Annotated in this window: 22 protein-coding genes; 3 read left to right on the forward strand and 19 right to left on the reverse strand. The window is 39.8% G+C overall.

Annotated elements, in window-relative coordinates; all coding sequences use genetic code 11:
- Window positions 1-70: 70 nt before the first annotated feature.
- The 14 genes from C3B52_RS26985 to C3B52_RS27060 all read right to left on the reverse strand — a co-directional run bounded on the left by C3B52_RS26985 (window position 71) and on the right by C3B52_RS27060 (window position 13,018).
- Window positions 71-565, reverse strand: coding sequence for a hypothetical protein (locus C3B52_RS26985; protein WP_103109475.1), 495 nt, complete (start codon window positions 563-565; stop codon window positions 71-73).
- A gap of 362 nt (window positions 566-927) precedes the next feature.
- Window positions 928-1,806 carry a hypothetical protein gene (locus C3B52_RS36850; RefSeq protein ID WP_164684947.1) on the reverse strand — a complete coding sequence of 293 codons (879 nt, stop codon included), beginning with the start codon at window positions 1,804-1,806 and terminating at the stop codon, window positions 928-930.
- Window positions 1,807-1,973: 167 nt separating this feature from the next.
- On the reverse strand, window positions 1,974-2,192 hold the full coding sequence (locus C3B52_RS26995; RefSeq protein ID WP_103109477.1) for a hypothetical protein: 219 nt from the start codon (window positions 2,190-2,192) through the stop codon (window positions 1,974-1,976).
- A 160-nt stretch (window positions 2,193-2,352) separates the two neighbouring features.
- The gene (locus C3B52_RS27000; RefSeq protein WP_103109478.1) at window positions 2,353-3,270 is read right to left on the reverse strand and encodes an acetamidase/formamidase family protein; all 918 of its coding nucleotides are present in this window, start codon (window positions 3,268-3,270) and stop codon (window positions 2,353-2,355) included.
- A gap of 143 nt (window positions 3,271-3,413) precedes the next feature.
- A complete protein-coding gene (locus C3B52_RS27005) occupies window positions 3,414-3,842 on the reverse strand; it encodes a hypothetical protein (protein ID WP_103109479.1) in 429 nt (142 codons plus the stop codon).
- Window positions 3,843-3,890: 48 nt separating this feature from the next.
- The gene (locus tag C3B52_RS27010; RefSeq protein WP_164684958.1) at window positions 3,891-4,604 is read right to left on the reverse strand and encodes a hypothetical protein; all 714 of its coding nucleotides are present in this window, start codon (window positions 4,602-4,604) and stop codon (window positions 3,891-3,893) included.
- A 53-nt stretch (window positions 4,605-4,657) separates the two neighbouring features.
- Complete coding sequence (locus C3B52_RS27015) at window positions 4,658-5,524, reverse strand: hypothetical protein (protein ID WP_103109481.1); 867 nt, start codon at window positions 5,522-5,524, stop codon at window positions 4,658-4,660.
- A gap of 875 nt (window positions 5,525-6,399) precedes the next feature.
- Entirely contained in the window at window positions 6,400-6,906 is a 507-nt protein-coding gene (locus C3B52_RS27020) for a hypothetical protein (protein ID WP_103109482.1), read from the reverse strand.
- A gap of 403 nt (window positions 6,907-7,309) precedes the next feature.
- Window positions 7,310-7,720, reverse strand: a complete 411-nt coding sequence (locus tag C3B52_RS27030) for a hypothetical protein (protein ID WP_103109484.1) — start codon at window positions 7,718-7,720, stop codon at window positions 7,310-7,312.
- 784 nt (window positions 7,721-8,504) lie between these two features.
- Complete coding sequence (locus C3B52_RS37520; protein WP_103109486.1) at window positions 8,505-8,798, reverse strand: hypothetical protein; 294 nt, start codon at window positions 8,796-8,798, stop codon at window positions 8,505-8,507.
- Window positions 8,795-9,991, reverse strand: coding sequence for a transposase (locus C3B52_RS27045; RefSeq protein WP_103109487.1), 1,197 nt, complete (start codon window positions 9,989-9,991; stop codon window positions 8,795-8,797). The genes C3B52_RS37520 and C3B52_RS27045 overlap by 4 nt, the downstream gene beginning before the upstream one ends.
- 803 nt (window positions 9,992-10,794) lie before the next feature.
- The gene (locus C3B52_RS27050; RefSeq protein WP_164684959.1) at window positions 10,795-12,000 is read right to left on the reverse strand and encodes a replication initiator protein A; all 1,206 of its coding nucleotides are present in this window, start codon (window positions 11,998-12,000) and stop codon (window positions 10,795-10,797) included.
- Window positions 12,001-12,303: 303 nt separating this feature from the next.
- A complete protein-coding gene (locus C3B52_RS27055; RefSeq protein WP_103109489.1) occupies window positions 12,304-12,579 on the reverse strand; it encodes a hypothetical protein in 276 nt (91 codons plus the stop codon).
- 31 nt (window positions 12,580-12,610) lie between these two features.
- Complete coding sequence (locus C3B52_RS27060; RefSeq protein WP_103109490.1) at window positions 12,611-13,018, reverse strand: hypothetical protein; 408 nt, start codon at window positions 13,016-13,018, stop codon at window positions 12,611-12,613.
- A gap of 229 nt (window positions 13,019-13,247) precedes the next feature.
- Here C3B52_RS27060 and C3B52_RS27065 point away from each other — a divergent pair, with 229 nt between their 5' ends.
- The 3 genes from C3B52_RS27065 (at window position 13,248) to C3B52_RS27075 (ending at window position 15,002) form a co-directional block, all read left to right on the forward strand.
- Window positions 13,248-13,919: an SOS response-associated peptidase gene (locus C3B52_RS27065; RefSeq protein WP_103109491.1), complete on the forward strand. Its 672-nt coding sequence runs from the start codon at window positions 13,248-13,250 to the stop codon at window positions 13,917-13,919.
- Between the two features lie 160 nt (window positions 13,920-14,079).
- The gene (locus C3B52_RS27070; protein WP_103109492.1) at window positions 14,080-14,616 is read left to right on the forward strand and encodes a hypothetical protein; all 537 of its coding nucleotides are present in this window, start codon (window positions 14,080-14,082) and stop codon (window positions 14,614-14,616) included.
- A gap of 35 nt (window positions 14,617-14,651) precedes the next feature.
- Window positions 14,652-15,002, forward strand: coding sequence for a hypothetical protein (locus tag C3B52_RS27075; protein ID WP_103109493.1), 351 nt, complete (start codon window positions 14,652-14,654; stop codon window positions 15,000-15,002).
- Between the two features lie 74 nt (window positions 15,003-15,076).
- On the opposite strand, the gene C3B52_RS27080 is transcribed toward C3B52_RS27075, so the two are convergent.
- The 5 genes from C3B52_RS27080 to C3B52_RS27100 all read right to left on the reverse strand — a co-directional run bounded on the left by C3B52_RS27080 (window position 15,077) and on the right by C3B52_RS27100 (window position 19,638).
- Window positions 15,077-15,496, reverse strand: coding sequence for a toxin-antitoxin system TumE family protein (locus tag C3B52_RS27080; RefSeq protein ID WP_103109494.1), 420 nt, complete (start codon window positions 15,494-15,496; stop codon window positions 15,077-15,079).
- On the reverse strand, window positions 15,493-16,167 hold the full coding sequence (locus C3B52_RS27085; protein WP_164684960.1) for a helix-turn-helix domain-containing protein: 675 nt from the start codon (window positions 16,165-16,167) through the stop codon (window positions 15,493-15,495). Before C3B52_RS27085 ends, C3B52_RS27080 begins: the two co-directional genes overlap by 4 nt.
- A 414-nt stretch (window positions 16,168-16,581) precedes the next feature.
- Window positions 16,582-17,214: a hypothetical protein gene (locus C3B52_RS27090; RefSeq protein WP_103109496.1), complete on the reverse strand. Its 633-nt coding sequence runs from the start codon at window positions 17,212-17,214 to the stop codon at window positions 16,582-16,584.
- A 144-nt stretch (window positions 17,215-17,358) separates the two neighbouring features.
- Window positions 17,359-18,306, reverse strand: a complete 948-nt coding sequence (locus tag C3B52_RS27095) for a hypothetical protein (RefSeq protein ID WP_103109497.1) — start codon at window positions 18,304-18,306, stop codon at window positions 17,359-17,361.
- Window positions 18,307-18,459: 153 nt separating this feature from the next.
- Window positions 18,460-19,638 (reverse strand): hypothetical protein, encoded by a 1,179-nt coding sequence (locus C3B52_RS27100; RefSeq protein ID WP_103109498.1) that lies wholly within the window; start codon window positions 19,636-19,638, stop codon window positions 18,460-18,462.
- Window positions 19,639-19,818: the final 180 nt, after the last annotated feature.

A 19,818-nucleotide genomic window follows, 5' to 3' on the forward strand; every position in this document is an offset into this window, starting at 1 on the left:
TTGGACTTGTTTTGACGAGAAAAAATAGAAACCAGCTATATGTAATCGCTGGTTTTACATTACTAAGCTCTTATTTATTGTTCTTTTCTCCACAGTGGTAAGTAACACGCTTTTTTCCGTAATAAGGTTTGTCCCATGAGTCTGATTTCAACCACTTCAAGTCTTTCTTATACGGTACGAAATTTTCAGGTGCTTGTTCTTTCCTCTTCCTAATTATCTCCAGATATCCTTTTGTGTCTATATCTAATTTCTCAATATCAATTTCTTGATGGATATGAGTTGATTCATGAGTTGACTCCCCACTTTTCTTGAATGTGAACACACTCAGTAAAAAGATGAGAGCTGCGGAGATAACTCCTGTTATCATGCTGATTTGAAGAGCTTCTTGTTCCCAATAGGCTATGGATTTCATCAGACCAAAAGGCTCGACAGTTATGAGATTAGAACCGTCATTAGGGATACTTATTTCTCCACTGCTAAAGTGCATAGCCATATAGACTTTATATACTGCAAAAGGTAGCATTATTAATATACCAAGTAACAGTAGAAATGCTTTCTTTTCCATGTTTCCTCCTAGCCAGCTACGATAATCAAGTTCATCAGGTAACGCAACTAAGGTGCGAGAGATGATCCTTTCTAAACGAGACGAAAAAGGCCAGTCGCTATCATGATAATAAAAGGAGCCATTGCAACGTATAAACGTTTTGGAGTCTTATAGGCGTGGAGTTGTTTTTTTTCATATAAGTCTACGACACGCAAGTATTCAACGCACCAAAAAGTTGCATACGTTAAAAAGGAGACCACAAGTGATAAAAACCATATGACATCCCAGTTCATGGATAGTTTCCCCTTTCGTTTTGATTATTCTATTCATGTCTAATGCCTTCGTCTTACTCTGGAACGAAACCTGATCATCCTAGACTATCATTAGCCTTTCACCCGAACCGTATGTCCTTCAGAGATATAAATTACATCACTACCTGCTACAATTTTGATAGGGCTTCCTTTCTCAAACGACCATTCATATCGGCCTGCTATCCATCCCCCGCCAAATTTCACCTGGATCGCATGTCCAGCAAATACCTTTTCTCCCAAAACAAAATGACGTAATCCATTTCCAGCGCCTTCATGGCCAAGAATGATTGGGCCCTCTATCCAGCCTTCTGAAAGCTGGACTGGAGCCATAGGATCATGTTCTCCCGCCCACTTTTTGCTTTCCAGATCCAATCTTCCGGAAATTGGCTCGACCCAATCACAATCGTAAAACCCACGCCCAGTTACCTTTTCTAACTGCTCGGGTGTAAACAACATGCGAACATTCGTAAGATATGGATTGCGACGATGCTCACCAATATGAGTATCCCGATGCTCAATGAGAGATGCCCATATCTCTGTCAGATAATCGTCATCACTTATTAAATTTGCTTTTGGTAAGGTCTGTACATATTGACTACGCTTTTTTCCGAGAGCCACTTCCGTGTATTCATCACTATAGTGGTGGCCAAGATCGGAGTATATACAAAAAACACCAAAATGGTAATGGTGTATTTCAATTTCATGATTCATGAGTAGATCAATAAGTTCCTTGTGCAATACAATGCGATCAGCTTTTACATTCGACCATACAAGTGCATCGGTAGTCATTTGCAGGTTTCGGAAAAAGGAGCGGGGATAATCAATCCAACCTTGAGGACTCCATGAGTAGGTTCTTATGATGAAAGGCCAATGAAGGTGCTGTAACTCCTTTAATTTTTTTATTACTAGATCTAACCTTTCGAGTTGTTCTGCAATCGATTTTCCTTTCACGAATTCCGCCCCTCTCTGCTCTCAAATAAACAATTCACTCTACTCATCATAACTGAAGAATGAAAGCGACCAACTTTAAAAGATCCTTACGTTTCTGAGATTTCATCTGTTCCTATTATGATTGGACACCGCGAATCAAAGCATACTTTGTCATTCAGGCTACGCAATTAGTTCCATTGTTCAATTTGGATGTATCCTAATGATATTGCATATTCTTTGGTGTCTTTGAAAATTAGATCCAAATCGTTTGGAACAGGCATCCAACTAGCAAAGTAATAAAGCCGTGAATATTCAGACCAAACATCTGCTGCTTGTTCCAAAGAAATGTCGAACCCATGCTTTTTGAATGCATCTTTAATCAAATTTTCTTCAATTTGATCTTCCATAGTAACCTCCTTATCGCGCATCAAAACTAATGTCTGCTCCCCATCACTTCGTATTGCTGCATCTGCTCAAATTGAATAAAGTATAGTGGGGTGTGGGCCTGCATATATGGTGGTATGTGAAGAAGGGGGCAAAACGTCCCCTCTTAATCGATTGAGCGGGCTAGGATTTGCGAACAGGTAAATAAGCTTTTGGAATTTTACACACGACACTGTAAGCGGGATTGAATACGTTGGCCACCTCATATTCGACGACCTGGCCGAGCAGCAGGCTTGCTTCATTTACCGAGAGCCCATAGTCTTCGACAAGTAAGGAGAGCATTTCAGTAGTTGCGTGCTGAAGCGCTTGTTCAAGCGGTCTGGCGTTGCCGATGCAAGACAAGTAATTGTCAGACTCTACCCTAGGCCATTTTATCATCTTGCCCTTATGCACACGAATGGAAAAACGGACGTCTAACGATATTTCTATACCCGTACCGACAATTTCACCGCATCCCTGTGTCGCATGACCATCGCCAAGATGAAAAAGCGCGCCTTCAGCAAACACTGGAAAATAGACGGAGACACCGGCAACTAACGCTTTGTAATCCATATTACCGCCGTAATTGCCGCTAGTCGCAGTTGATATGGCCTGACCTTGGGAAGGGGCTACGCCGAAACAGCCGAGAAACGGACGAATCGGCAGGTTCAGGTATTCTAATCCGGGTGTTGGCTTCTCTAACCGCGCTATATCATGGGCAGCATCCACCTGCCAGCGGGTTATTTCCAGTGTGGGTAATGTTGTAGCTGTCAGTGGATCGACTACGTTAGGCGCAAGCACATTGGATGTCCATCCCCAGTCCCGGTTTGGCGTCATCGTTTCCAGCTTAACCTCCAATACATCACCAGGTTGTGCGCCTTCCACGTAGAAGGGACCCGTCATCGGATTTCCTCTGGGGGCAACGCTTTCTCCCATGTGATTCCATCCTCTTGCATCGATGGTAGAGGTGATCACCGTGTCGCCGTCATTTACAACCAACGCCGGTTCATGGGAGCCGATATTGTTGTAATACAGTTGCGGTTGAAAAGTATGTATGGCCATTTCATTCACTGCCTTTCTTGGAATGTTTGAAGTTAAATATCCGAGTATTTGTCTATATGCTTTTTGAATGCATCTTTAATCAAATTTTCTTCATTTTGATCTTCCGTAGTAACCACCTTATCTCGCATTAAAACTAATGTCTGCTACCCATTGCTTCGTATTGCTGCGGCTTCCTCTGAGGAAAGAACGGTAGTGTTGTAACCGATGTTAGTAATATAATTTTGTGTCTTGTTGATATCTTGTCTCCGCACTACTAAAAACTCTTTTACGTTGAAATGAGTTTGAGATTCTATAACTCGAAACATATGATCAGAGTATTCCGTTGCATTCCCTTCCAATAAACTCATTTTAGTTTTTAAATCCTGAATGCGTTCCTTAAGCTCGATGTTTTCATCTAATACTCTTATGGAACGAAATTGATGGATTAATGGATTTGACTGAATCTCCTGTAATTTCTCTTCTTGATTACGAATCCAATCTAAATCGAAAGAAATATCATTTCCTCGATACAATTCAAGGACACTATACAGGTCAAAATTCAGTTGATAAAAAGGTTGATTTTCAGCGACCATGAATAACCCCTCCGTTTCTTATGTAGTTTCAGTTTCTAAAGTACAGTGTTAAACATATTGCGTAACAAGCTTAGTTCCGGGTATGCTTATCGTCACCTTCCGCTTATCGTATTCCAGCACGAGCTGCCATCCTTTGACTTCTACATCTTCCTTCAAGCCATAATCAGAAAGCGATCCAAAGATAGAGGCTAATACTGTAAAAGACTTGACCTCATCCTTATCTACTTTCATTTCCCTAATATCTATAAAATTCTCTTTAGTCTCGTTCCAAATTTTAACCAAATCAATGATCTCATTACTTATTTCATGATTAATGAAGGTGTGGACATGAGTAATATTGAAATCCACCCCGCTTCCACTATTCATAGAATGTTGAGGTGTCTGTGTTTGTGGAGTAATAATAGAAAGGTTATGCCCATTAGGAGATTCATGCTGAAGTTTGACCATTCTTAAATAAACAGGGCCGTGTTTTACTTTTAGTCTAAGGCTTACTTGTACATGTGCTTGTCCGGGTTTATTTGAAACAATTTTACTGGGTTCGATTATCTCTATATCTAATTTAGGCTTTCGTAAGAATTGAATGTATATATGAGTTGCTAAATTAACTACGCCTAAAATAAACCCTCCAATTCCAAGCCATTCCGTTAAAGACACCAAAATCATCCTTTTTCTTATTAGCCAGTGAGTTCGACCAGCAATTTTAGTTACATATAATCCGCCTTTAAACCTGGTAAAGGTTTCATCTCTTTCTGCATTTGTCAACAACACGAAATTTGTGGTACGGATCCTTAAGCTGCACTCTTGGTAATTAAGTATTAACCTGTATTTTCAGCCCTTTTTAAAGGTGAGTGATGTAGTAACCGAAGTGTGGCCCTTTCAACAATGTGGTCCCTAAGGTAGTTCGATCTATAACGCAGGTAAAACAATTCAATTAGGTTTTTAATTTGGTGAGAAGAAATTCCACTTAATATAGAAAGTTCTTCAACTCTGGCAAAAGCTATTTTCTGTGGATTCAATTGTTCTTCCCTACTCATATGTTTGGTAAGTTGTTGAAACATGTGAAACATATCGTTGTCAATACCCCTATAATCATCGGATATCCAACCCGTTTCACGGTATGAACCACGCAATGAAATTAATAAGAAATCCATAGTGACTAGTCCAAAGATAATCTTCTTAAGTTTCCCTAAAAATCTAGTTTGAGGAAAGACTGTATCATCCGGATCGATCACTTTCCAAGCTTGCTTTATTTCTTCTGTCATGCACGACAGGCAAATATTTTCCGACTCTCGTTCCAATTTTATAATATCTGATCGAAATACAAATCGAGATGGTTTCTCGATAATAGGCGTTGCTATGTAATTTTCACCGCACACGACGCAACTGATTGGTTTATCGTAAACCATTCGATTCACTCTTTCTCTTGTTGCGAGCGGATAAATCTCATCCGAGTGACAATACGGGCAAGCAATCACTTTATCATCATTTACAAACCTCTCTGCTTCGTCCGTTCTCAACCAGGTTGTTTGTTTGCATTCCCAACATTGGTATGTCGTCTTTTCTGATTCCCGAACAAGTTTCTCAATGTGTTTGATATCTCTATAAACGTTACTTGATGGTTTATCAGAAAATTTTTCGGCCAGTCGTTCCAGTTCATTAAGGACCACATTCTGTTCTTTCATCAAATCCACTCCCTACACAAAATCAATTTAACGAAACGCACGTTCGCTGGCAGGCAGTTGTCAGTCTTCTTACGTTACCTTTGATTCAACCCCCGGTGCAGGTAGATGCGTACCTGGTAAATGGCACGCGAAGAGATCGGACCAAAAGCCCGAATGCGCCTCGTGGACGCAAGTAAGCGAGGTAATCGCTTCTCGAAAGGACTCCCAGCCGGGGGGATTCGTTTTCAGGCTGAGTAACGTGTTCACCGTTACTGATTATGCAACTGCAATTCGACCCACTCAACCTGTTGCCATTTTTCTTGACATTATTTCTTAATCAATCTTCGGCATCATTAACGCATGCTTCACATAGTTCTCCTTCATCGTCAGCGTAGTAATCAACTTCCGTCATGCAATTACTGCACACTTTCATTGTGACTTCCTCCCGTAGCAAGTAGTAAAACTGTTAAAAATGGCCCTTCTTCATTTTGTAAACTGATACGAAAACCAATCCGAATATATCTCCGATACCCAAAGAAATAATCTTCTAATACTCTCTTCGAAGAAACTCATATCACATATAGCAGCACGGTAAAGTGATCCACGCCTGCCAGCTACTCTCACTACATAGTAGATTGAAATTACCTAAACACACGTCAAAGTATTGATATAACAACGTTGGTATATCGTGTACCAACAGGATTTACATGGAGAGGCGAGTATGATAGGCTGATACACCAAGCGAATCCCTTACTCGGATTGCCCTGTTCGCTCTCAAATCATGCTCGTAGAGGCTCCGTGTCAATCCGTCTATACTGTTGGTACATCATATGTAACCCCTACAGCCTGTAGGGATGACCAGTGCTTCTCGACAAGTTAATATAATACACAATGTGTTAAGCATAGTGGTAGATGACGCCATCTATTCCTTTTTCACTTGGTACAAAATGCACTTCCGCATTATCCAAAAACATGATTACTATGCCGTCTTTTCCTCTGATAAAGTGAGTCCCCTCGTCTAAAAGCTCCTGCGCGATACTGTCGAGCTCTCCTGGTACCTTCAAAGGATCGTTAACAAGAGCGTGTAAAGTTCGATCAACCTCTACTAAACGCCGTTTCCCCATATGTTTTATCCCCCCGTTTTCACCTTGTTGAGTATCAGATAGCTTATTTACATAATCATCAAGTAGTTGCTGTATACCTTTATATAAGTCGCTTTCTGGAGACAGATACTTATGTTTCTCATCTGGATTTTCGATCTGATCTGCAAAGAAACTCGTGTCTAGCTTAGGCTTACCATCTACCATATCAAATCGGTAAAAAGTATTAGAAAAATTGTTGATCTGGATCATTCCCCAACCATCGCTTTTTGGCATTTCAATATTTAGGATTGTGTAACCCATTGCAATCTCTCCTTTACATAATGAGCATTTTGTTAATTGAGTCTTAAATGAAAAAAAGTATGATAAAGCAGATTCCCATGGGAAAACATATGACCTGGGCGATTGATAGTTCAGACTCTACTGATTTAGATTCGATGCTGTTCACTTCTTTGAATACAGCCTCAATTGCCTTAATAAGTAGTACTGCACCAATGACTGTTCCAGTAATGGCCCAGCGAACATGCTTAGTGAATTCATCGAAATAGATACTGTAGTTTAGTAAGAACATCGAGACAAACAATAAAATCCCAATAACCCGAACAAAGTAGATCATGAAAGGTTTCTTTTTTGATTCGTACTTTGTTACCCTGCTTAACATAACCATTCCCCCTCTCAACTGCTTTTTTACTTATTGAGCATTATGTTAAAAACCGTACCTCAAAGCGTATTGTTCATAAGAAAATGCGTGGTTTAATTTCTTTTTAATAAATGCTTCAATATCCCGATACGAATTATTTTCTCCATGTATTTCCCTATATTCTTTAATAACGTGAAGCCATTGCTCTTTAGTCAAGAATGTAAACTCGTCTTCATCAAAACATGTCATATTTGTTTCGAGTATTGCTCCATCTTCGAGCAGGAAAATTATTACCCCTTTTTCATAATTCTTCGTCATTAATGCAAATTTCTTTGTGTATGCTTCCATTCCTGGAGGGCCAACATGTAACTCTACAATATCGCCCATATATGGATAACTTAAAAAATCTTTATTCCCCTCAAGACTTTCATTTGAATAGAAAATATCTCCATTTTTAATGTCTCTGTATGCAAACAATTTAATCCCTCCATCTTTTTAACTTAATGAGCATTTTGTATCCGGGCCTGGTTCGTACCGGCCGGCACACTGGATACACGATATACAATTTGTTACTTTAACGCCTCCTAAGGCTCCACATTCCCAAAACAGATAAACAAACACCTAAGATGTTCACGAAATAACCGGACACGCTGCCCCCATTGAAATAATAAGTTAGGATTACGTTCACACCACACACGAATATCATGAGCAAGAAAAAACCTTTTACGTAAGGGATAAAGTTTGCCATTTTACTTCACCACCATTTCACATAATGAGCTGCGAGTGACCGGCGCGAATCATCGCAGCTGCATTACTGGATACACAGTACACAATTTGATAAATCACCACATCTTGATTCCTTTGCCTTTTGTCAGTTGCCAGGCGCCAATGCAGAAAACTTCTTGTTGGTTTACGCATACAAAGCATTCGTCTTTATACTCACATTTCTCTCGAGCTTTCAGCATTGATTGCCTGGTGACAAGTCTCCCAGTGCTCCCTTTGTGAATATATCTCTCTTCCGTATCCACAATGCAGTATCGCGGGTCCTGAGATAGTTCTAAAAGCTCCATATACGATCTACCGTTTCTCCGCACTTGTCACCACCCCCATTTATCTCCCTGAGCATTTTGTTAACCGGAGTGGATTACTCCATCTGCCTTCTTGGTTATACAATAACTAAGTTAAATCAGCTAATTTTTCACGAAGTTCATTAACCGTTGTTCATAGTAATCCATTTCATGAATAGAATGCCTGTACTGAATTAATCGACGATATCGGCATCCATTTTCAACTTGAATCGATCGTAGACACCAAGTCGTTCCGCTATTCGCATCATTTGATTGGGGTTATCCTGTCGTTCCAGGTAAATCAGAGCTCCGGCACAATGCTGTTGCTCGTTTTTCGGAAGGCTTAGGCTTTTATGACAGATGAAACTCATATCATTTTCAATGTCTCTCTTAATCTCATCTAATCTTCCCTCGGCCAACGTTATATTGGTTGCACTCCCCTTTATAAACGGACAATCTTTGCATGGCTTATACAAATCGAATTTCATTGCATAGTACTTCCTCTCAGTAAGTTTTTGGCTCGTATAGCCTCAAACGAGTAGCCCCTTTCAGTGCCAGCTATTTGATCAATCAAGCCTTCCACAAACGTGGAATAGTCTGTCGGAGCGGGATGAGCAATGCCTTCGAATATCTCTTTTCCCCATTGATCAAAAGCTAGTATAAGTGGCTCAAATGCTTTTTGAAGGTGAGAAGGTATAGTACCTTTCCAATGAGTGTATTTCCTAGCTGCCTCATCACTATTGTCCGACTCTAGAACATTCATGAAGGATATCTTTACTTTGTAAGCAGCAATTAAGACCGGTAGTTCTTTTTCCCAATAACGAATAACGTCCTTGTTATGGGATGTTAAGTGTTCGAATGGTAGGGATAAAACGTCTTGATCCTGCAAAAGCTTTTCCCGCTTCGTAAAGCTAAGGTTTCTTTTTATTTGCCTAGCCATGGTAATGATGATTGAGTTTGCAATGTTGATAATGTGCGATCTATAAACGACTAACGTGGCCTGTGGTAAAGAAGACTGAACCACTGCCTTTAATACAGGTACCAGTGGTAGCGATACGATATGTATGTGTTCTCTCTTAGGAAGATCAAGCAGCCGTGGCCCCAAGACTTCCAATCCGTGTAATAGATCTATCACTTTCCGCTTCTTCACGTCAGTTAAGATAAGGATTGGCTTACGGCTGTGATGAACTTCAATGCCTAGCCATTCAGGTGTGTAGAAGCGGGAATCTAAATCTAAACGTGATATATAATCACGAAAGATATTTCGAATGGTTTTTTCATGCAATCCAACAGCTGAAGCAATCTTTACAAACGTTTCATCGAAGCAACGCTGTTCGATATAGGCAAGAAGCCGATGGGTACAGCTGCGCTTCTCATCAATAGAGTGATCCAGCCGCTCCCAAAACGTGTGGTTACAGGACTTACAGTGATAGCGCTGTCGCTTCAGGATGAGTCTAACATGCTTATTGCTATATGGTATGTCAGTTAATCGCTGCGTACGGTTATCGTGCTTACTCAGCTGTAGGGAGCTGCCACAATATGGACAGGAGTCCGGTTTCTCGGTAGTAGAAAGGTTGATCGAATATTCGAGATCATTTTCTGTAAATTGCTGTATCGTAAAATGAGGATAAAGAAAGTGATCGGGAACCATGTAAATGTCGCCACCAATCTGTGAAATCATGAAGATAAAGAATCCGTGGTGTGTATAGGTTTGGGGGAGAAATCTTGGTAGATTTCTTCTTAATCCCCACTTAAAATTATACCAAAAATAAGCAAAGACACCAACTAAATAATCCGATTGTGTACAGATTTATCCGAGATGATGATGTTGAAAGTGTAAGGGCTTTTCTCATAAAGGTAAAAGCGAAATAGATATCGTACTAGCGGGTATAAAGTGCAAGGTCTATCGTACTAAAGAGTATATTTTTAGTAACAATTGAATCATCCTTACGTAAACGATTGAGAAATGACTACTACTGAAAGGGAGTTTGGGGAAGAAGAGGCGAAAAACATGAAGGTATCATAGGTTCATACATCTAACTGAGTCAGATTTACCATCAGTACCTATCGTACAAAAGAGTATAAACAGCGGATGCTAACGGTAGTTAACTAGGCCATTACGACAGCTATTTTTCTGATAGAATAATGTCTTGATCTGAAGAATTTTGACCAAACACTTCGGTAATTCTGGAGCACTTGGTATCGTACTAACGAGTATAATTGTTCAATAAAAGCAAAGTTTAATCTCGTATGTCAGAACGAATAAGTGCAAGGTATATTCTCTTTCTAAAAGACTATCGTACTAGAGAGTATAATGAGATGGTAAAATCGCATGAGGAATATCGTACTAACGAGTATATTGTATAAAATGCAGCGATATTTACTAAAAAATGAATATCTACTTTAAGGTGAAATCCATGATTCCATCTAAATCAAATTTGAAAAAGACCCTAAAAGGAATACCTTCCTTTATAGGGTCTTCAACTAACCGAGCAAAACGCTAGCATGCTTTTTTTCAATTCGCTCAAGAAGAAGCGGGATTTCATGAGACTTTTCATCTAATACTCTACCTTCTGTGCTGATAATGGTAGCAAACCATTCGGAAGGATAGAGAAATACCTTCGTTGTTCTGGCTGGGAATTGGGCCCGCTCCAGCACTTTCACATCGATCAATTCATTAATGGCCTCATTAAGCAGCTGCTTCTTTTTGTATTTGGGGTGTTCCTTCCTGATCCCGATAATATCGCAGAGATCATCGAATTCAAATTCACATCGTCCAAACTCTTGTACGGTGCTGCTGCTTAACAAAAGGTACAGATGGTGAGCTGTATCCTTCTGAATGTCTTCCAGTAAGGCTAAGCTGATATAACTCACGTACCCTTCTAGTAAGGACAGTTGAAGAAGGTCGGAGAAGATAATAGACCGCTGGACAGACAGCTTTTTGTCAGTTCCAGGTGCAACCGTCGTGATTTGCTGATCAGCGGAGAGCATATGAAAGCGGGTGACAATGATCCGCTCGTCTTTTTGCTTAATGTAGTAGCGCATTTCAACAGCCATGTTGAACAATACTTCGAGCGAGTTCTCGATGTTCTGATAGGTCTTCCCGCTCGTATTGAGATTTAGTACTTTGCAAATTTCATACATTGTGAAGGTAAACTGCTGATTTCTTCCCTTATCATCCCAGAGCTTGTGAAGGGCAATAAATACGCGAGAATCGAACCTGGATGCCTTACCAAGAGGATTATAATAGGTAAGGACCTTTTCTCCCTTGGCATGTTTCTCAATCGGCATAGGGACCATTTTCTTGCTCTCATTCTTTTTACTAGAACTAGCAAACATAATGGCACCGGACTCCAATATAGCCTTGGAAATGGTGACATCATTTTGCTGGTGACCCTTTTTTCTTTTTTCTTGTGCTAATCGAATCAGCTTAATGCTGTAGTCTAGGATCTTAAGCTGATCTAGCTCTATTGATTTCATAGAGTCGCGTTCTCTGACGAGTTCGTTCTCTTTTGTAATCAGCTCGATAAAGGTATGTTTTGTTTGTAAAGCCGAAGCAGCTTTTTCGAACAACTCTTGGTTTAAACGTACCTTTTCTTCTTCGGACTCTTTCGCTTCTATGACTAAGAGTTCTTTTATGAATTTATCCAAGTCCTTTTGGATCTTCGTCTGCTTGGTAGAAGTCGCCATTTGATTCACACTCCCCCTACCCTTCATTTTGCTTGACTTTTGGTTTATATTCAAGGGATTTTTGTCCACGAAATTCACCTCTAGTTGGATAAAGTGTGTTTATGAATCGGGCAGGATCTCTGTCATCCCCCGCTCCTCAATAAAGAAAGCACATCGATTAATACTCCGCCGCTTTTTCCCAAAAAAGAAAGGGGCAATAAACCCCTTCTATAAGGAGTTTATTGCCCCGGTATTTCCGCAGCGGTAAATTTAGTTAGTACATAGTATATCATAGGTTCACGAGGAGAGCCAAGGATAGCCCGTTTATGTAGGGATACGAGAAGGTTTCAAGCCCTTGAATACGTAACTAATTTCTACCTCTTCTTGTAGGATCACAGTATAGGTGTCGGAGGGTAAATGCTTTTTAATCATCGTACAATCAGGATGAATAGCATGCAGTTTTTCATAACGCTTAATTGATCTCCATTCTTTGTACCAGGAGCGGGTGTATAAGACGATTACTAGTACCATACCTGCAAATGCAAAGGAAAGAAAAATTGCGTTTTCTCTAAAGATGGTAGCAACAGCTGCTACATCCATATAGATCCCCCCCGTCTTTTTGAAAATCAAATCAGGTATCTAAATCACGTGGATAAACGTCAGGTATGTTCGGTCTAACGGAAGTGATTTCTTTCGTTAGCAAAGCCATGTTTTCATGTATTTTAACCGCGAGCGTTTTTTTCTGGAGACGTGTCAGTTCCTTTTCGCCTTTGTATTGCCAAACTAGAAAATATTCTCCTTGCTCATATTTATGGAGAAGGATTCGAATGCCCTTGGCGTAAAGTATTTTTTGTGCACGATCGAGCTGCTCTTTCGCTAAATTTTCTAAATGTATGAAGATCGCATCTGGAAAAGTAGGCAATTTCATAGAAGCTTGTTTGAAGGTTTGACGATCGGCTTGGATAGTTGGGATCGTCTTTAACCAGGAGTACCACTGGAGAACGTCCTCAAGTGGGTTATAAGCACTTTCTTTGCTCACAGAAGGAAAACCCTCTTTCGCTTGAAGTAGCGGCCGTTTTTGGAGCTCCTACACGGTCTACGTGCCTCACTTATACCCTTATTATACCATAATACGTTATTCGATCTAATGCTTGAGTCATTTTCATAGGAGCGGGGAGACTCACGAATAAGGGATGTAGAAGAAACAGAGGATAAGGTGATACACTGTTCCTTAAGATAATAGGGTTAAAATGAAGGAGGATTGCAGAATGTGTGGGCGCTTTACTCTAGACGTGGATGTACATTCCCTCCTAGATCGATATGACATCACCGATGACACTTTTCTGTTCGAACCCCGCTATAACGCAGCTCCTCGTCAAGACTTACCGGCTATTCTACGCGCAAACGGAAAAAACCGCATTGGGTATTTGAACTGGGGATTGATCCCCTTTTTTGCAGAAGACGATAAACTAGCTTCAAAAATGATAAATGCAAGAAGCGAAACAATTACAGTGAAACGATCATTTCGTAACCTTTTGCAACAGAAGAGGGTGATTATCCCTGCTAATTCCTTTATAGAATGGCAGACCGTTGACGCAAAGAAGAAACAACCTATGCGCATCATGATGCGGGATGAACGAATCTTTTCTTTTGCTGCTTTGTATGATACTTGGCAAAATGAAGCGGGGCAAAAGATTAGTACCTGTACGATCATTACCACAAGGCCTAATGAGCTGGTTGAAAGGATCCACGATCGGATGCCCGTAATCTTAAAAAATGAGCAGGAGCTGGAGTGGTTAAATCGAGATCTCTCAGATGTGAATTACCTAACCTCGATGTTAGTCCCCTATGACGCTAACGATATGAAGGTGTACCCTATTTCACCGATGATCGGAAACGTTCGTAATGATACGCCAGATTGTTTAAGACCACTTTCTTAATATGATATGAATAGAAATTATAATCGCTTTCTAATGAAATAGGAGTATTTTGCTAGATAAGACCGATAAATTATAGTGTAGATAAATCGGATTATTTGGTTGAATAAGGTGTGTTAAAATTATACAATTGAAATAATACGTTATGACAGAGGGTGTTTAGATGGGTTGCAGTATTCATCTTCTTGTAGAGAAAAAAGAAGATAATAAATGGATAGCTGTACAAGATCCAAATCCACAAACTGATGAAGAAACTCGGGATTACCTATGGCTTTCTTATTGGCAAAATTATGATGATTATGCTGCTCTTTGTGGTGTTCGTAATTACAGTAATGTTGTGCCAATTCACGAGGCAAAGGGTTTTCCTGATGATGCAAGTGATGTTACTAAAGAAGAATATGAAATATGGAAAGATGACTGCCATCATCGTAGTTGGGTTACCCTGGAGGAGTTATTAAATGTCGATTGGAATAGGAAGGTTACTAAGGTCTACTATTTACCGATCCATATAGCAGAGAAAAAACGTAATGGAGAAGAGCCTGCTTTTGTGTTACACACCAGAAATGCGGATTCTGATGTTATGTTTGAGGAGGAAATGACACTTTCTGAATTTGCTCCATTTCTTCTAAGGATCATTGAATTCTTGCGACCAATTGGTAAACCTGATGAGGTAAGAATCGTTTTCTGGTTCGAGGATTAGTTCTAATCCGCTTAATTGAGAAAGGACGAGCAGCTTTGGATGAAAAGCTAAAGAAGAATATAGGAACTTTTTTCATTCATGTAATTGCATTATATTTAGCGTTTGTTATTTTGGCATGGGGTTGCCAATTTTTACTCTCATCAAGGGCATTTGGCAACTTCATGTGTGGTGGTGGATTTGAATCACCATTATGTAGTGCCTTTGAACATGTGCAAGCGGGAGGGAACGTCGGACTTCTGGACCTACTTCTCTCTTCGTGGGGCGGTGTGTATCCTTTTCTTTTGCTGTTTGGACCATTTCTACTACCTATATGGCTATTTCTGCTTTGGTCATCCCTTAAATCGGTTACTAATGATGATTATAAGAGTGAAAAGGAACCAACATAATGAATTGGCTGATTGCATATATGAGGTAATTCCATTGAATAGTGTAGATCAAAAAAGAGTAGGGAGTGATTACCCTACTCTTTTTTTACTTGTGAAGCCAGCATGTAAAGTCTGATCATGGAGAGAATCGCTTGTAATTCCTTGTGATGAAAATTCGCAATTCGTATGTTTCCCCCTACATTTAGTGGATCAGGGATATGGATATGATATGGCTCTGTTGCTGTCTGGTAGTCTTCATGCTCGTGAGATTCGCTATGGAATTTAAGAATGGGTTGATTCGAAGCGGTAACCCAGTCATAGTGGTAATAGTCGATTTTGTTTTTTTCTAATCTTTCGGTAACAAATATCTTGCTTCCATCAGATAGAAGCAACGTCTTTCGAATTGCACTATAAGTGGTAGGAAGCCCTGAAGTATCTCCGTCGATGACATCAACTATGATATCCTTATTATCTTGTTGTAAAAATGTAAAGTTAGATGGTGGGTTACCAATCATAATTCACGTACTTTGCGCATGAGGTATTGCCACTCCGATGCGTCCCTTTCCTGTTCTAAGGATTTCGTTTTCACTTTTCCTAACGTGTTTTCGAAAGAACCACCATATTTGTTCTCAAAAATGGAAATCTCAGTTGACAGTTGTGATAAGCGTTCAGCATAAGTATGTTCCTGACCTGCATCCACAGAACCTCTTTTGGCCTGCTCTTCTTCGTACATCTCAATAATTTGTGCAATCGTAAATCGCTCTTTTATAGATGAGAGATATATAGCTGTTTCTGGTATACGAATATGCTTGAATCTTTCACTCTTTTCTACACCTGAAATCCGACCTTCTTTAATCCAAGCATGAATAGTTTGGGTAGAAACTCCAAAAAATTTGGCTATTTGCCCTGTTGAATATGTCCGTTCGTATTGCAGCTCTTCTGATCCTACTTTAATGATGTGTTCAAGAAGATACCGAAAAATTATCTTATGCTGTTTTTTACCTAATTCTGGACTATTCATAATCTCTGAAAGAGATTGAAGGCTGCTAGGATCTACTTTCTCCATATAGTTAAGAATCGATTTGGACCAAAGTAAACTATCTTTTGGATTTTCTGCTGCTATAATTGCATCGGAAATATGCTCAGAAGATGCTAATAGTTGATCCACTTCTTCTTTTGTTATCATATATATCACCCCTGGTACCTCCTATCTTAAACAATTCAACCTCAAACTTCAAGTAAACTTCAAGTAGATTAGGAAAACATCCCAGCCCTGTTAATTCCTTAGCTTTTCCAAATGACATCTCTATAACCCTATTGTAAGGGGGATTTTAACCTTTTGAGAGGCATAAAAGTCGTATTATTCAGAGTAAGTACGACAGCATTAGATAAGCGTTGGAGGTGTTTAGAAGGTAGGATGAGAGGCAGTGACGAGACATGTCGGAATCAATCACTTTTGTTTACCTGAAGAAAAAGCAAGTGAAGGTGTTTGCGTGTTTAGGAACTACTCTTTGTGTAGCAAGTTAGCCCGCTACTAGAAAATAAAAACACAACAGATTAAGTAACAATCTGTTGTGTGAAGTAATTCTAATCCTTACCTTTAAAGCCGGGATGCCTTATACTCAAGAACAGCGATGTAGATTAACAAGTATCCGATAAGAGGATACGTATATAAAGTGAAAATTTGAGACGAGGCATCGGCATCAAATTGATAGATACGTTGAAGGAGATCAGAAGATGCATAGCCAGTCACGATACCATGAAGTCCAATGAGCAAAAGAGTTGTTACTCTTAGTTCATTATAGGCCTGCTTCTTATCAAAGGAGGACTTAAGATATACCAAGTGAATGAAAATCAAGGGAGCTATGGTACCTAAGGGAAAGATATACGGCCAATATACTTTTTGAAACTCAAATAAGTCTGCCAAAGACATAAACAACAAAGTAAAAGTAAACGCTATTCCGAATGAGCAAATAAAAAAAGTAATGCTTAAGGCAAAGCAGCGAACTAATCCTGGAATAGTTTTGAACCGATCCCCATTAATTAACTTCCAGGAAAAATAGAGAAACAGTATGATAACCGAGAGTGAAAGAATTAATGTGAAAAAAGCTCCTAGCTTGGATTCTGGGAGAGGTATCGCGATCAACCCTATAAATATAACAACTTTAAATACAAGCGGGATAAGATAGTAGGTCAAAGCGGTTTCGATATCATTCTTCCAGACGATTTTCATGAAAAGCTCCTTTTTGAATTCTGTTTAAAGGTAAAGCGAGATAATTCAAAAGACTTCGCCGCTGCTCATCGATAATTTCATTCCAAGGCAATAGAGATCTACATTGAATTGTTCATCTGACCATATTACTTTGGGCCTGCACGATTAACAATAACCGGGGAACTTTTCCATGATGATTGGCTGGATAATGTCTACCGTGAGTTTCCGTAATCCATTGAGTCCAATCCCGTTTACTGAGTTGAAGTAATCTGAAAGAATAACGACAGTATCAGTGCCATCAAGAGGTTCCGAGACATGGACTTCATCCTTATTTTTGGTTAGGCTGATTGTTTTTTGTGGTAAAAAAGTTGCCCGCAAGTACTTTTCAAAAAATAATTTTTTTACCTCCTTAGCGCCTATTCCAACAATGATTGGAAACGAAAATTCTTGGATCGCCTTTTTTAGATAATTGGCCCTCCTATCTCGGAATTCTTTTGATTCTTCGGACATTGATCTGTGATTTCTGAAATCAAAGGCATTATTATAATCGTTCTCCTCAATATTTGAGTAGGGCCACTCGCTACTTGCTTGACTCTCGTCTCTTCGGGGTAATGGTCGTAAATCTAATAATGCACTACCTACTTTTGCTTGTTTTCGATATAAACCGGAATTGGCATAGTCCCCAATGTTCCGGTAATAGTCAGCTATTGTAATGTAGGCTAATGGATTATTTACGCACCGCTCGAACCAATCTCCTTTGAATCCATTCTCAATGTAGAGCATGATTCGTGCTTGATACTCTACCATGGGTGAATAGAACTTAGATTCGGGAATAAGTGATCCTCTGATTCTCTTCATTTCCTCCTTAAATCGTAAATCAATCTCTTCACCTTCGACATAATATCCATCTTCCCACGTTGACCCCAAATAGGTTTCTGGATTGTTGCCATAAGCTGCACAGCGTGCTTTAATCCCATACTTTAGTTCATAGCCACCTAACCCCTCTTCATTACCCATAAAGGCAATTTTCGCTGAAGGATAATGCCCATACCCACAGAACGCAAAAAGCTTTTCCCGTTCCCGCTCCTGATCGTCTAATTTGTACTTTTCCATAATAATCTCCTTATTCGAGTCTCGTGTATTTCATGGGATTAGTAAATTCCTCAAGATATAAGGGTTTGAGTTTATCATATAAACAAGAACGGGACAGTGACAGCTCCTTATACTTCTCTTATTGTTTTTGTTCCTTTAAAGATATAACATCACTCATTGATTTCCAGAAAAAATGTCTTCGTAATTATCAACATGATGACTCATCCAAACGTGATCTAAGACATGAGAAGCCACTCCTGCTTCAAAGGATGCTTGTTTATCAGGAGGAATTAGTAAACCATATTCACCATAGTCAGGGTGAAGAAAGGAACTTACTTCATCTGTTGATTTATCCTGCACATGGTCACACAAATTTATATAACGCGGATCGGCAATGACTTTCCCATTAGGCAGTTTAACACTGCGTGTCTTGTAGACAATTCGGTGAACCTTAGTGGTGCCTACATTCTGGACTAGAACATAAATGATACCGTTTCCGGAGTCAAAAGCGGAAGGATCAAAACCTAGGGTTCGATTTTCTGGATCAAACTCCAGAGTGGATTGTCCATCACTTGAGAAAGTTGAAACATCTGTTAGCGGGACCAATTCTTTTGACTGATGGTTAGCTAACAGGACTTGTCCATGAACCCTTTCAAACGAATAATGATAGCTCTTGTGCCCATGGCTGCCTGAAGAGTGGTTCATAAACTCTTCTCCTTCCATGCGAAAGCCTGTTTCATTCATTCCTGCAATTGCGAAGACTGGAGAAATACCAAGTTTTTGATATGCGGAAGAACCACAGCGATTCATGATGGATATAAGCGAACCCCTCATAGCTTTAGCTGCTTCTGCAATTAAGTATCCCTGGTTCCGTTGAATATTGTTATAAACGGCTTTTGTTAATAGGTCCCTGATACCGGGAATCGCTTGTCCGGAACCTAATACAGTTATCCCCTCTTCTAAGGGTAATAGCATAATACCGCTTCCTATTTTGCCTTGGATCTCAAAATACATCGTCTTCGTCGGCGTCCAATAGACACCTAAACCCATAATTTTTGGAGCAGGGCCATTCCGTGGAGCGGGAGTTTGTTCCATCAATGTTCGTAATGTAATGTAAAGCGGGCCATCCGTAGAGACAATATTATCTACCGTGATGTCCTTCGCAACGTTATGGATGGTTTGGGCAGCATTAGTCCAAACGGGAACTGATCCAGCTGTAAAGAATCCCATGCGATCGTCAACTTGAAAATACTTTAGAATTGCATCTTCACGATTACCAGTAGGAAATGAAGCTCGAAAGTCAGACAGAATCGAAACAGCATTGTCTTGCTTGTAAGCAGCGATTATGGTCAAACCTATCCACTCTTTCCATAGTGAATTTAGATATTACAGTGAGGAATTTTCGTCTATATTCTATTCCCTGGATGGGATATGCTTTAAACGTTAAAAATAGGTAATTCTGTTTAGATTTTCTGAGTAAAGAACATCGTTATACTATGATGTAACCGGGTTGTTTTCTGCTCTTTCTAACTG

Source organism: Brevibacillus reuszeri, assembly GCF_002897295.1.
In the GTDB taxonomy this organism is placed as follows: Bacteria; Bacillota; Bacilli; order Brevibacillales; family Brevibacillaceae; genus Brevibacillus; species Brevibacillus reuszeri_A.